Origin of the sequence: Kitasatospora sp. NPDC048715 (assembly GCF_043198905.1) — a bacterium.
GTDB classification, from domain to species: domain Bacteria; phylum Actinomycetota; class Actinomycetes; order Streptomycetales; family Streptomycetaceae; genus Kitasatospora; species Kitasatospora lactacystinica.
Genome location: NZ_JBICVH010000011.1, coordinates 113,217 through 126,449, shown reverse-complemented (window position 1 = coordinate 126,449; position 13,233 = coordinate 113,217). Strand labels below are relative to the sequence as shown.

Sequence of the window (13,233 nt, the reverse complement as noted above, 5' to 3'; positions counted from 1 at the left end):
CCCGCACCCCCGCTCGCTACAGTGACCCCGTGCGATTGATGGTGGAGTTCACGACAGAACCGTTCGAACTGGACACGTTCCCGGAGCACGCCGCGGCGGCCCGCAAGGTCGTCGACGAGGCCGGCCTGGCCGTGTCGGTCGGCCCCTTCGGCACCGGCGCCGAGGGCGGGGCCGAGCAGGTCCTCGCGGCGGTGACCAAGCTGCTCAGGGAGACCCTGGACGCCGGGGCGACCCGGATCTCGGTCCAGGTCAGCGTGCTGGGCGAGGAGGACGGTACGCCGTGACCGAGAACGTGGAACACCCGCTCGCCGCGGCGGTGAAGCCGCTGCTGGCCGCGGTCGGCGCGACGCCCGTCCCCCTGGACGAGGCGAAGCCCGACGACGTGGTCCTGGAGTGGGAGGGCGTCCCGGCCCTGGCCGTCCGACTGCCCCACCTGGGCAGCGCGCTGGACCGGCTGCTCACCGAGATGACCCGCCAGTTCGACGGCCGCCCGCTGGCCGAGCTCGACCGGCTGGAGAAGCAGCGGGTCGTCGCCCTGCTGGAGGAGCGCGGCGCCTTCACCGTCCGCCACGGCGTGGAGACCGTCGCCTCCGCCCTGGGCGTCAGCCGCTTCACCGTGTACAACTACCTGAACCGCCAGGACGGCGCGAAGCCGTCCTGACGCCCCGGTTCGACGCCCTCCGGGGCACGTGCGGGCCCCCGCCCCGGGGGCTTCCGAACGGGTGACCCCGCCGGCACGGCAGGAGTGGATCGGCCTGCGGCGGGGCACACTTGGCGAATCGCACACGAAAGGGCCCGGCATCGCGGCCCGGTTCAAAACGTAACCACCAACAGTTCAACAAAGTGTTGACGGCCGGGTGGGGCCGATCTAGCTTTTCCGGGTGGCACCACTCTTCAGGAGGTCCACCCGTGACCAACCACCCCCACGCCCTTGACGCCCTGGCCGCGGCCGACACCGCGGAGCTGGAAGAGATCCTGCTGGAGGTGTGCTCCAGCCCCCGCTGGGCCGCCGCGGTCGCCGCGGCCGGGCCGTGGTCCGACCGCGAGGCCCTGCTCGCCGCCAACGCGGCGGCCATGGCGTCGCTGACGACCGAGGACCTGCGCGACGCGATGGCCGGACACGCCCGGATCGGCACGCCCGTGGCGGGCGACGCCACCTCCGAGCGCGAACAGGCCGGGATCCGGGGCGCGGACCAGGCGGTCCTCGACGAACTGCGCGAGGCCAACGCCGCCTACGAGGCCGAGTTCGGCCACGTGTTCCTGGTCTGCGCGACCGGCCGCACCGCGGTCGGCATGCTCGCCGCCCTGCGCGAGCGCCTCCCCAACGACGCCGCCGCCGAGGCGGAGACCGTCCGCGAGGAGCTGCGCAAGATCAACGACATCCGGCTCGACCGTCTGCTCGACACTTTCTGACGCACCGTCACACGCCGTCGCACCGAACCCTCCCGGGAATCCCACCGAAAATCTGACACATCATCACCTCTGCCATCAGTAAGGCCACTTCACCCATGACTGGCATCTCCACCCACGTGCTCGACACCAGCCTCGGCCGACCGGCCGAAGGCGTCCCGGTCGAGCTCGCACTGCACACCGAGGGTGGCTGGCAGGTGCTCGGCACCTCCGCCACGGACTCCGACGGCCGGGTCGCGGACCTGCCGGCCGTGGAGGCGGGCTCGGTCGTCCGGCTGCTCTTCGGCACCGGCGCGTACCACGCGCTCAAGTCCGCCGAACCGCCGTTCTTCCCCGAGGTCTCGATCGTCTTCACGGTCGCGCCCGAACAGCACCACTACCACGTGCCGCTGCTGCTCAACCCGTTCGGATACTCGGTCTACCGCGGAAGCTAGTGGACCGACCTTGAAAAGCTTAGGAGCCACGTCATGGCCCACGTGCTCGGTCAGAACCAGTACGGCAAGGCGGAGAACCGCATCGTCCGGATCCACCGCGACTCCTCCCGGCACGAGATCAAGGACCTGAACGTCTCGGTCTCGCTCCGCGGCGAGTTCGAGGACGTCCACCTCACCGGGTCCAACGCCAACTGCCTCCCCACCGACACCACCAAGAACACCGTCTACGCCTTCGCCAAGGAGCACGGCATCGAGTCGGCCGAGGCGTTCGGCATCCTCCTGGCACGCCACTTCGTCGACGACACCGAGCGCGGCGTCGTGCACAGCGCCCGGATCCGGATCGAGGAGTACGCCTGGGACCGGATCAGGACGCCGGACAGCTCGGCCCGCTTCATCGGCTCGGAGGAGGTGGGCCACTCCTTCGTCCGCAGCGGCCAGGAGGTCCGCACCAGCGAGATCGTCTACGACGGGGAGTCCGTCCAGGTCGTCTCCGGCCTGAAGGACCTCGTCGTCATGAACTCCACCAACTCGGAGTTCTGGGGCTACATCAAGGACGGCTACACCACCCTCCAGGAGGCGTACGACCGCATCCTCGCCACCCAGGTCACCGCCCGCTGGAAGTTCGGCTACAGCGGGAAGGACGGCGAGGCCCAGCCCCACTGGAACCGCTCCTACACCCGGGTGAGGCGGCACCTGCTGGAGGCTTTCGCCGAGACCTACTCCTACTCGCTGCAGCAGACCCTGCACGCGATGGGCACCCGGGTCCTCGACAACCGCGCCGAGGTGGACGAGGTCCGCCTCGAACTGCCGAACAAGCACCACTTCCTGGTCGACCTGGAACCGTTCGGCCTCAAGAACGACAACGAGGTCTACTTCGCCGCGGACCGCATGTACGGCCTGATCGAGGGCACCGTGCACCGCGAGGGCGTCGTCCCGGTCATCCCGGTCGCCTGACCTCCCCCACCCGGTGGACGCCGCCCGGAAATCGCCGCACCCTCCGGCCCCCACGGACCGGTCGGGTGCGGGCGGACCGCTCCATCCACGGCAACCGCTCCCGCGGTGCCACCCGCACCAGCCGTTCGACCCGCACCAGCCGTTCCATCCGCTCCAGCGGTTCCGTCCGCACCAGCGGTTTCTCCACCCCCACCCCCCACCCACCGGAGTTCGTGCCTGCCTCGCGGCGGCCGGCCCGGGGCACTGGAGAGGCCGGCCGAGGGATCCTCGCACCGCCGTCCCGTCCTCGGTCACATCAGCACCAGCCGCACTCCAGCGCCACGGGCGCGCCGGGAGCCACGGGCACAAGAGGGGCTCGACATGGCACCCAGCAGCACCAGCAGTACAGACGGCGGTTCCACCTCGGCGGGAACGCACGGCCCGGACGGCGCGGCGGACCACCTCCCCGGCGGGCCGCCCCGACCCGGGACCCACCCCGTGGACGAGTTGCTGCCCCCGGTGAAGCTGTTCTCCACCGGACTGCAGCACGTCGCCGCGATGTACGCGGGAGTCGTCGCACCCCCGCTCATCGTCGGCGCCGGCGTCGGGCTCTCCCCCGCCGAACTCGCCCTGCTCATCTCGGCCAGCCTGTTCACCGCCGGACTGGCCACCCTCCTCCAGACGCTCGGCATCTGGCGGATCGGCGCGCGGCTGCCGTTCGTGAACGGCGTCTCCTTCGCCGGGGTCGCGCCCATGATCGCCATAGCGAAGGGCTCCATCGAGAAGACGGGGGGACCGAAGGACGCCCTCCCGGTGATCTTCGGAGCGGTGATCGTCGCGGGGCTGCTGTGCTTCCTCGCGGCACCGTACTTCTGCAAGCTCATCCGGTTCTTCCCCCCGGTCGTCCAGGGCACCGTGATCACCCTCATCGGGGTGTCCCTGCTTCCGGTGGCGGTCAACTGGGCGCGCGGCGGCTCGCCGGGCGCCCCCGGGTACGGCTCCACGCGGGCCGTCGGCCTCGCCGCGATCACCCTCGTCGCGGTGGTGCTCTGCAACCGGCTGCTGCGCGGTTTCTGGCAGCAGCTGTCCCTGCTCATCGGTCTGGCGCTCGGCACCCTGATCGCCTTCCCGCTGGGGCTGGCCGACTTCGGCGCGGTCCGGGACGCGAAGGTCTTCGCGCTCCCCTCGCCGTTCCACTTCGGCGCGCCCGTGTTCGACGCCGCCGCGATCGTCTCGATGTGCATCGTCATGGTGGTCGCGATGACCGAGTCCACCGCCGACATGCTCGCCCTCGGCAGGATCGTCGACCGCGAGGCGGACGAACCCACCCTCGCCGCCGGCCTGCGGGCCGACGGGCTGGCCACCGCGCTCAGTCCCGTCCTCAACGGCTTCGCCGCCAGCGCCTTCGCCCAGAACATCGGGCTGGTGGCGCTGACGAAGATCCGCAGCCGCTTCGTGGTCGCGGCCGGCGGAGGCATCCTGGTCCTGCTGGGGCTGTTCCCCGTGCTGGGCTCGGTCGTCTCCCTGGTTCCGCAGCCCGTCCTCGGCGGCGCCGGGATCGTGCTCTTCGGCACGGTCGCGGCCAGCGGCATCCGCACCCTCGCGGAGGCCGGCATGGAGTCCGGCTCGCACACCATCCTGGTGTCGGTCTCGCTCGGTGTCGGCATCATCCCGATCGCCGTACCGACGTTCTACGACTCCTTCCCGGAGGCCGTCCGGACCCTGATGCACTCGGGGATCTCGGCCGGCTGCGTGATGGCCGTCCTGCTCAACCTGCTCTTCCACCACGTCGGAGCCGCCCGCCGGTCCGGGTCCGGCCAGGCCCCCGGCGCGACGGTACCGACGGTACCGACGGTACCGACGGCGACACCGTCCTGACCGGCCCGGGCGGGGCGTGCACCGTGCGGTGCGCGCCCTCCCCCGGCCCTTCCCCGGCCCTCCCCCAAGGAGTCACACCATGGCAGTCCAGCCCCCGCCCGCCGACCAGCGGATCGTGATCGAGAACGCCGCGATCGCCACCGTGGACGCGAACGACACCGAGTACGCCCGCGGCCACGTGGTCGTCCTCGGCAACACCATCGAGACGGTGGGCGACGGCCCCGCCCCCGCGTGGCTGGACAACGTGGTGCGCCGGATCAACGGCGAGGGCCACCTGATCACCCCCGGCCTGGTCAACACCCACCACCACTTCTACCAGTGGATCACCCGCGGCCTGGCCCAGGACCACATCCTGTTCGACTGGCTGGTCGCCCTCTACCCGACCTGGGCCCGGATCGACGAGAAGCTCGTGCACGCCGCCGCCCAGGGCTCCGCCGCCGCACTGCTCAAGTCCGGCTGCACCACGGCCTCCGACCACCACTACGTCTTCCCGAAGGGTGGCGGCGACGTCCTCGGCGCCTCCATCGAGGCCGTCCGGGAACTCGGCCTGCGCTTCACCGCGCTGCGCGGCTCGATGGACCGCTCCCAGAAGGACGGCGGGCTGCCGCCGGACCACGCGGTCGAGGAGCTGGACGACATCCTGACCGCCTCCGAGGCCGCCGTGGACCGGTACCACGACCCCTCCTTCGGCTCGATGCTGCACATCGCCATCGCGCCCTGCTCCCCCTTCTCCGTCTCCACCGACCTGCTCCGCCGGTCCGCCGAACTCGCCCGCCGCAAGGGCGTCCGGCTGCACACCCACGGCTCGGAGACGGCCGAGGAGGAACAGTTCTGCAAGGAGCTGTTCGGCATGGGGCCGACCGACTACTTCGAGTCGGTGGGCTGGCTCGGCCAGGACGTCTGGATGGCGCACTGCGTGCACATGAACGACTCCGACATCGCCAAGTTCGCCGAGACCGGCACCGGCGTCGCCCACTGCCCGTCCTCCAACGCCCGCCTGGCGGCCGGCATCGCCCGGGTGCCCGACATGCTCCGGGCCGGCGTCCCGGTCGGGCTCGGCGTCGACGGCACCGCCTCCAACGAATCCGGCGAGCTGGGCACGGAGCTGCGCAACGCGCTGCTGATCAACCGCCTGCACGGCTCCCCCACCGCACTGACCGGGCGGCAGGCGCTGCGCCTGGGCACCATGGGCGGCGCCCGGGTGCTCGGCCGACAGCACGAGATCGGCTCGATCGAGCCCGGCAAGCTCGCCGACCTGGCGCTGTGGAAGATCGACGGGATCATGCACTCGTCCATCGCCGACCCGGTCGCCGCGCTCACCTTCGGGGCGCTCCCGCCGCTGTCGGTGCTGTTCGTCAACGGCAACGCGGTGGTCGAGAAGGGGCGCCTGGCCACCGTCGACGAGGACCGGATCGCGCGCGACTGCGCCCGCGCCGCCCGCGAACTGGCGGCCCGGCCGCTCTGACGCCCACCCCTGACTCCGGGAGCGCCCAGGGACGGTGCGCCCCCGGACTCCGCACACCCCGACGGGTGTGCGGACCGCGGCCCCGGATCCACGGCGAGGATCCGGGGCCGCGGCGTGCCTCCGGCCCGCTCCCACCCCCGTGGGAAGCGGGCCGGACGATCGGGGGCCGCGGTTCGGGGGCCGTTCGACCGGGCCCGTGGACCGGGGGCCGGGGGCCGTTGACCGGGGGCCGTGGGCCCGGGCCGGTTGACCAGGGCTCGTGGTCAGCGGGCGGCGGCCGGTTGCTCCGCGTGCCGGACAGCGGCCGGGAGAGCGGCGCCCGCAAGGACGAACACACCGGCCAGGACGGCCCAGCCGACCACGCCGTGGTCGACCACGGTCAGGCTGATCACCAGCGGGCCGATCACGTGGGCCGCCGCCTGGCCGCTCATGAACACGCCCTGGTACTCGCCGTGGGAACGCGGATCGGCCAGGTCCAGGCTCAGCGTCCAACCGCCCGCCGAGGTGAGCAGCTCGCCGAGGCTGTGCACCAGGGCGCCGACCAGGATCGCCGCGGTGGCGACCGCGGCCGGGCCCGACTGCGCCGCCGCGTAGAGCAGGCAACCGCCCGCCAGCAGCAGGCCGCCCCGGGCGCAGGCCCGGGCCGCCGACGGAACGCCGTCCACATCCCGGCTCGCCCGGACCTGGAACACCACCACCAGCAGGCAGTTGACCACGCTGACCGCCGCGACCACCGCCGCCGGCGCGTCCGTCGCGAGCACGACCCACAGCGGGATCCCCACGGTGAGCACCGGGAGTTGGAGCTCCAGCAGCGCGTGCAGCACGGTGACCAGCAGGTAGCGGCGGTCGCGCAGCACCGTCCGCCGCCCCGCGCCGGCCTCCGGGTCACCGTCCCGGCCGACCGTCAGGTCCCGGACGGGGAGGCCGGCCAGCAGCGCCGTCGCGCCCAGGAAGCTCGCGGCGTCCAGGACCATCACGGTGACGTACCCGGCGTAGCTGTCGGACTGCAACGCCAGCGCCGCGCCGCCGGACCCGACCACCAGCCCCGCGTTCATCACCGAGCGCAGCAGCGACCGTGAACGCACCTGGCTCTCGGCCGGCAGCGTCCGGGCGATCAGGGCGCTGCGCACCGCCGCCGCGCCGCGCTCCAGCACCGTGGCCGCACAGGCCAGGGCGACGAAGGCGGCGAAGGAGTGCACGAACGCGTAGCCGAGCACGGCGAGCGCCTCCAGCGGCCCGACCACCATCAGCAGCCGCTTGCTGCCGACCCGGTCGGCGAGCCGGCCCATCGGCAGCCCGGCGAACACCCCGCAGACGCCGGCCGCGCTCAGCCCGAGCGCGATCCGGCCCGGGGTCAGGCCGACGGAGCGGGTCAGGAACAGCACGCCGACGGTCACGAACAGACCGTTGCCGACGGTGTTCACCAGGCTCATCAGGGCGAGCCTGCGCAGCAGGGGGTCGGCCGGCAGCAGCCGTCGGACGGCGGAGGGAAGCACCGCGGCAGAGGTCATGGCAGTAGGACAGCGGGCTTCCCCCGGCGGCGGAACTCTTTTACCGTTACGGTCAATGTTCGAGTTCCATCTGGGCGTCGACGACCTCGCCGCCACCTGGTTCGGCTACTCCGCCCTGCAGGAGGCGGTGTTGAGCCTGCGCGCCCGCCACTGGCCCCTGCGCTACCCGGAGCAGCAGCCGTGGATCGCCGGCTGGCAGGACCGCTACGAGACGCTGGACACCGCACTGCTGGAGTCGATGATCGCGCCGGTCGGCTTCGTGCCGGACTTCCTCACGCCGCGTCCGCTCGGCCCCCGTCCGGACTTCTCGGCCGAGTTGGCGCGGCTGGCGGCCACCCCGCCGGAGGTGGTGCGGGCCGACGTGCTGGAGGCCTACCGGGGCGGCGGGAGACCCAGCCCGCTGCCGCCGGTGCTGGCCGGGCTGATCGACGACCCGGCGGCGCTGGCCGCCCGGACGGCCGAGGCGCTGGACGCGTACTGGACGCGCTGCCTCGTCCCCGCCTGGTGGCCGCGCGCCCGCTCCGTGCTGGAGGCGGACATCGCCTACCGGGGACGGATGCTCTCGGAGCACGGGGCGGACGGACTGTTCGCGGACCTCGACGCCAGGCTGAGCTGGCACGCCGGGGTGCTGCGGCTCGTCGACCCGCACCCGGCGGTGAAGGCGGTGGGCACCACGGTGAAGGTCGCCGGGCGCGGATTGGTGCTGATCCCGACGCTGTTCGGGCTCGGTGCGCAGACCGATGTCACTCAGGCGGGGCCGCCGCTGGTCTGCTACCCGGCGCGCGGCAAGGCGACGATGGCCGAGGGCCTGGGGCCCGCCGGCGCCGAGGCCGGGGCGGTGGCCGACGGGCCGCTGGCCGGACTGATCGGCACCCCCAGGGCCAGGCTGCTGGCACTGCTGGAGACCCCGGCCAGCACGACGGAGCTGGCGCACCGGCTCGGGGTCACCCCTGGTGCGGTCAGCCGGCACCTGGGCGCGCTCGCGGCGGCCGGGCTGCTGGAGCGCAACCGGCTCGGCCGCAGCGTGCTGTACCGGCGCAGCCGGCTTGGCGACGCGATGGTGGCGGGGCGCCCGCACCTCGCGGCGGGGGGCTGAGGGCTTCCGGCGAACGGCTTTCAGTGAACGGATTTCAGCTGACAGGTTTCAGCGAACGGATGATGGATGACAGATGACAGATGATGAAAGTTGTCAGCTGTCATCCGTCATCCATCCCGGCCGGCACGGGCCGTCCGCCCGTCAGGCCTCGCGCCCGATCGTCCTGAGGTAGGCGCGCCAGCCGCCGTGGTGGGTGATCTCGCGGTGCACCCCGCGCTCGACCTCGCCGCGAGCCAGCAGCATCGACAGGCAGGCCGAGCCGTCCTCCAACTCGATCACGCCCAGCTCCAGTTCGCGCGGCTCGCCCGGCAGGATGACGTCGCGCAGTCGCTCCAGCGGGATGTCGTACAGCTCGCCCTCGATCGCGGTGCCCGCCTCCGGGTCCGCCAGCAGCCCCGGGCAGACGTCCGTCCCGCCGCTGTGGTCGATGGAGAAGAATCGGTAGCCGGGGGCGGTCCTGGCCGGCCCGAGCAGCGAGTCGGCGACCTTGCTGTGGAAGGGGCCGCCGGTCATCGCCTGGCCGTTGAAGAACATGCGCGCCATGGGTGAACTCCTTGCGTGGAACGGACCGTTCCGTACGGCGACGAGAGGACAGGTGGATTCGTCGCCGTACGGAACGGAGCGGTGGACCGCCGGAGTGCCGCGTCCCGGCGGACGGCGGCGGTGGCACCGGCGGGTGGGCGGGGATCAGCCCAGCAGGGGCAGCGCGGGGAGGGTCAGGAAGTCCACGAACTCCTCGGCCAGGGCGACCTGTTCGAAGAGCTCGGCGGCCTCGCGCCAGCGGCCGGCACCGTAGGCCTCCTCGCCCAGCTCGGTGAGGAGTTCGGCCAGCTCCGCGGCGACCAGGGTGCGGACCAGCTCGGCGGTGGTCTTCTCGCCGGTGTCGGACAGCACGACCCCGTTGTGGATCCACTGCCAGATCTGCGAGCGGGAGATCTCGGCGGTGGCGGCGTCCTCCATCATGTTGAAGATGCCGACGGCCCCGAGGCCGCGCAGCCAGGCCTCGATGTAGCGGATCCCGACCTGGACGGCGTTGTGCAGCCCCGCACGGGTGCAGGTGCCGCCGGCGCCGACGATGTCGAGCAACTGGGCGGCGGTCACCGGCTCGGCCGGGCCGGGGTTGTCCTTCTGGTGGGGCCGCTCGCCGAGCACCGCGTCGAAGGAGGCCCGGGCGACCGGCACCAGGTCGGGGTGGGCGACCCAGGAGCCGTCGAAGCCGTTGCCGGCCTCGCGGTCCTTGTCGGCCTTGACCTTCTCCAGTGCGGAGGCGTTGACCTCCGGGTCGCGGCGGCTCGGGATGAACGCGGCCATGCCCCCGATCGCGTGGGCGCCGCGCCGGTGGCAGGTCTGCACCAGCAGCCGGGTGTAGGCGGCCATGAAGGGCGAGGCCATGGTGACGCTGTTGCGGTCCGGCAGGATGTAGTGCTCGCCGGCGTCGCGGAAGTTCTTGACGATCGAGAACAGGTAGTCCCAGCGCCCGGCGTTGAGGCCGGCCGCGTGGTCGCGCAGCTCGTAGAGGATCTCGTCCATCTCGAACGCGGCCGTGATGGTCTCGATCAGCACGGTCGCCCGGATCGTGCCGTACGGGATGCCGAGTTCGGCCTGGGCGTGGGTGAACACGTCGTTCCACAGGCGGGCTTCGAGGTGGCTCTCGGTCTTCGGCAGGTAGAAGTACGGGCCGGAGTTGGGGTCCTCGGCGCCCCTGGCCAGCAACCGGGCGGCGTTGTGGAAGAAGTAGAGCCCGAAGTCGACGAACCCACCGGCCACCGGTGTGCCGTCGACCAGCAGGTGGTTCTCGTCCAGGTGCCAGCCGCGCGGGCGGACGACGACGGTGGCGAGCTCGGCGGCGGGCTTGAGGGTGTAGGCCTTGCCGGCCGTGCTGGTGAAGTCGATCCGGCCCTCGAAGGCGTCGATCAGGTTGACCTGGCCGCCGACCACGTTCTCCCAGGTCGGGGAGGTGGCGTCCTCGAAGTCCGCGAGCCAGATCCGCGCCCCGGAGTTGAGCGCGTTGACGACCATCTTGCGGTCGGTCGGGCCGGTGATCTCGACCCGGCGGTCCTGGAGGGCGCGCGGCGCCTCGGCGACCTTCCAGTCCGCGGCCCGGATCCCGGCGGTCCCGGGGAGGAAGTCCAGCGTGCCGGCGGCGGCGATCTCGGAACGGCGGGCCTTGCGCCCGGCCAGCAGCTCCTGCCGGCGCCCCTCGAAGGCGCGATGGAGCCCGGCGACGAAGGCGATCGCCTCCGGGGTGAGCACCTCCTCCGCCCGGTGGACGCGCGGACCGGCGACAGTGACGACCGGAGCGGCGGGGGAGGCGCCGAGGGGCCCTTGATCTGCGGCCATGAGCAGGACACTCCTAAGACGGTTGAGCCTGGCGAAGGGAGCTCCGGTAGGAACTTCCCCGGGGAACTTCCTCGATCGGAACCCGCCTGTCGGCGAGTTCGATTCTGTAAAGTGGAGACTAGTTTCCGCGATACAGAATTTCAACGGTTTGTTGAAGAGGTCGCCGGGACTCTACTCCTCCCCCCGACAGTGAAGGAAACGCCGGTGGTTGCGACCCCCGACCCAGCATCGACGACAGGCACCGAGCGCGCGAGCGGCGGCGTGCAGTCCGTCGAGCGCGCCTTCCAACTCCTGGAGGCGCTGGCCGACTCCGGGGGCGTGGCCACACTCAGCGAACTCTCCACCAGTTCCGGCCTCCCGATGCCGACGATCCACCGACTGGTTCGTACCCTCGTCCAGCAGGGCTATGTCCGCCAGGACACCGCGCGCCGCTACACCCTCGGCCCCCGACTGATCCGCCTGGGCGAAACCGCCGGCCGGCTGCTCGGCAGCTGGGCCCGCCCGTACCTGGCCGAGCTCATGGAGGCCACCGGCGAGACCGCCAACCTGGCGGTGCTGGAGGGCGGCGAGGTGGTGTACGTCGGACAGGTGCAGTCGCGCCGCTCGATGCGGATGTTCACCGAGGTCGGCCGACGGGTGCAGCCGCACTGCACCGGCGTCGGCAAGGCGCTGCTCGCCCAGCTGCCCGAGGACGAGGCCCGCGCCGTCCTCGGCCCCAACCCCCTGCCCGCCCACACCGAGTACACGGTCACCGACCCGCAGGAGCTGATGCGCCAGCTCGCCGAGGCGCGCGAGCGCGGCTACGTGGTCGACGACCAGGAGCAGGAGATCGGCGTCCGGTGCATCGCGCTCGCCGTCCCCGGCGCGCCGACGCCCACCGCCCTCTCCGTCTCCGGACCGGAGGCCCGCATCCGGGCCCTGGAGGAGCAGGCCGGGGCCGCCTCGCTGGTACCGGTGATGCACCAGATCGCGACCCGGCTGGGGCAGGTCCTCGCACCCTGACGGCACGTCAACCACCGTTGCCGGCCGACCCGGTCGGAGCGGCGTGCCGCGTCATCCGTTCGAGCGGACACCGGGCGGGTTGCCGCCGGGCTCCGGCGGCGGCTCCGCCACCCTGGTGCCGACGCGGCCCGCAACGGCGCGGGCGGCCGGGACGCGAGGACAGGGTGAGCGGGGATGGAGCAGCAGCACCGGGACGTGCGGAGCGCCGTTCAGGGCGGTGGCGGTGGGGTACGGGGTGGCGACGTGCCGGACGGTGGCGCGGCGGGTGACGTCGCGGCGGACGGTGGCGCGGCGGACGGTGGCGCGGCGGACGGTGGCCTGCGGGGCCGCCGCCTGGGAGGACGTGGCCTGCGGGGACGCGGCCTGCGGAGTGCCGGCCTGTTGGGCGCCGGTCGGCGTGCCGCGGGAGGCAGGGGGTTCGGCGGGGCCGGGCTGGTCGCGGCCGTGGCGGCGGGGTGCGCGGTGACAGTACTGGCCACCGACCCGTCCTGGGCGCTGCTGCGACCCGAGCCCCGGCCCGCGGTGGAGGTCGTCGCGACGGGCGCGCCCGAGGCGTCCATCCTGCCTGCGCCGGTGACGACCGGCGCCTCCACCCTGCCGGCACCGGCCAAGCCCGGGGCGGGGACGGCCGCTTCCGGTACCGGTGCCGGTACCGGCTCGGAGGCGGCCGGAGCCTCCACGCTGCCCGCACCCGCCGCCGCCCGAACGTCCGACTCCGACCTGGAGGTGGTCCGGATCGACCCGGACCCGGCCACGCCCGGCGGCACCACCACCATCCACGCCTTCGTCGGCAACGGGGGCCCGGACACCACCGCCTCCCCGTTCACGGTCGTGATCACCCTGCCGGAGGGCGTGAGCCCGGAGGGCCCGTACTTCCCGTCCGATTGCCGGGTGACGGGCCACGGCCGCGTCGTGCGGTGCGTCTTCGGGGCCGGACTGCGGGAGGCGCGCAGCGCGACCGCCCTCATCCCGGTCCGGCTCGACCCGGAACTGCCGGTGGGCAGACTGAGCGGCGGCTCGGTCACGGTGCGCAGCGCGGACGACCGGAACGACGGCAACAACCGGCAGCCGTTCGACATCAGGGTGGTCGAGGCGGCTGCCGGTTCCTGAGTCTCGCGATTCCGCCGGCGGGGCCGGCCCGGCCGGCGGAACCGCCCCGGCGGT

At 72.8% G+C, this 13,233-nt stretch carries 13 protein-coding genes; 10 read left to right on the top strand and 3 right to left on the bottom strand.

From position 1 onward, the window contains the following. Nucleotides 1–29: 29 nt before the first annotated feature. From ACGFSC_RS21735 to ACGFSC_RS21705, 7 genes are all read left to right on the top strand, one after another. On the top strand, nt 30–284 hold the full coding sequence (locus ACGFSC_RS21735) for a thiamine-binding protein (protein WP_359911788.1): 255 nt from the start codon (nt 30–32) through the stop codon (nt 282–284). Next, on the top strand, nt 281–661 hold the full coding sequence (locus ACGFSC_RS21730; protein ID WP_359911791.1) for a helix-turn-helix domain-containing protein: 381 nt from the start codon (nt 281–283) through the stop codon (nt 659–661). The genes ACGFSC_RS21735 and ACGFSC_RS21730 overlap by 4 nt, the downstream gene beginning before the upstream one ends. A 248-nt stretch (nt 662–909) precedes the next feature. Beyond that, entirely contained in the window at nt 910–1,413 is a 504-nt protein-coding gene (gene uraD / locus ACGFSC_RS21725; protein WP_359911794.1) for a 2-oxo-4-hydroxy-4-carboxy-5-ureidoimidazoline decarboxylase, read from the top strand. Nucleotides 1,414–1,508: 95 nt separating this feature from the next. Beyond that, nucleotides 1,509–1,844 carry a hydroxyisourate hydrolase gene (uraH, locus tag ACGFSC_RS21720; protein ID WP_359911797.1) on the top strand — a complete coding sequence of 112 codons (336 nt, stop codon included), beginning with the start codon at nt 1,509–1,511 and terminating at the stop codon, nt 1,842–1,844. 33 nt (nt 1,845–1,877) lie between these two features. Continuing rightward, nucleotides 1,878–2,798, top strand: coding sequence for a factor-independent urate hydroxylase (gene pucL / locus ACGFSC_RS21715; RefSeq protein WP_359911801.1), 921 nt, complete (start codon nt 1,878–1,880; stop codon nt 2,796–2,798). Between the two features lie 360 nt (nt 2,799–3,158). Then, on the top strand, nt 3,159–4,655 hold the full coding sequence (locus tag ACGFSC_RS21710; protein ID WP_359911804.1) for a nucleobase:cation symporter-2 family protein: 1,497 nt from the start codon (nt 3,159–3,161) through the stop codon (nt 4,653–4,655). A 79-nt stretch (nt 4,656–4,734) separates the two neighbouring features. Then, nucleotides 4,735–6,120, top strand: coding sequence for an 8-oxoguanine deaminase (locus tag ACGFSC_RS21705; protein ID WP_359911807.1), 1,386 nt, complete (start codon nt 4,735–4,737; stop codon nt 6,118–6,120). Between the two features lie 263 nt (nt 6,121–6,383). Here the strand turns inward: ACGFSC_RS21705 and ACGFSC_RS21700 are convergent, their stop codons facing one another. Further along, on the bottom strand, nt 6,384–7,631 hold the full coding sequence (locus ACGFSC_RS21700) for an MFS transporter (RefSeq protein ID WP_359898540.1): 1,248 nt from the start codon (nt 7,629–7,631) through the stop codon (nt 6,384–6,386). Nucleotides 7,632–7,686: 55 nt separating this feature from the next. On the opposite strand from ACGFSC_RS21700, the gene ACGFSC_RS21695 reads away from it, so the two are divergent. Further along, nucleotides 7,687–8,727 carry a winged helix-turn-helix domain-containing protein gene (locus tag ACGFSC_RS21695; RefSeq protein WP_359898541.1) on the top strand — a complete coding sequence of 347 codons (1,041 nt, stop codon included), beginning with the start codon at nt 7,687–7,689 and terminating at the stop codon, nt 8,725–8,727. Between the two features lie 141 nt (nt 8,728–8,868). Here ACGFSC_RS21695 and ACGFSC_RS21690 read toward each other — a convergent pair whose 3' ends face one another. Next, a complete protein-coding gene (locus tag ACGFSC_RS21690) occupies nt 8,869–9,270 on the bottom strand; it encodes a gamma-glutamylcyclotransferase (RefSeq protein ID WP_359898542.1) in 402 nt (133 codons plus the stop codon). A 144-nt stretch (nt 9,271–9,414) separates the two neighbouring features. Continuing rightward, the gene (aceB, locus tag ACGFSC_RS21685; RefSeq protein ID WP_359898543.1) at nt 9,415–11,067 is read right to left on the bottom strand and encodes a malate synthase A; all 1,653 of its coding nucleotides are present in this window, start codon (nt 11,065–11,067) and stop codon (nt 9,415–9,417) included. A 204-nt stretch (nt 11,068–11,271) separates the two neighbouring features. On the opposite strand from aceB, the gene ACGFSC_RS21680 reads away from it, so the two are divergent. Beyond that, the gene (locus tag ACGFSC_RS21680; protein ID WP_359898544.1) at nt 11,272–12,069 is read left to right on the top strand and encodes an IclR family transcriptional regulator; all 798 of its coding nucleotides are present in this window, start codon (nt 11,272–11,274) and stop codon (nt 12,067–12,069) included. Nucleotides 12,070–12,531: 462 nt separating this feature from the next. Beyond that, nucleotides 12,532–13,179, top strand: coding sequence for a hypothetical protein (locus ACGFSC_RS21675; RefSeq protein ID WP_359898545.1), 648 nt, complete (start codon nt 12,532–12,534; stop codon nt 13,177–13,179). The last annotated feature ends 54 nt before the right edge of the window (nt 13,180–13,233 follow it).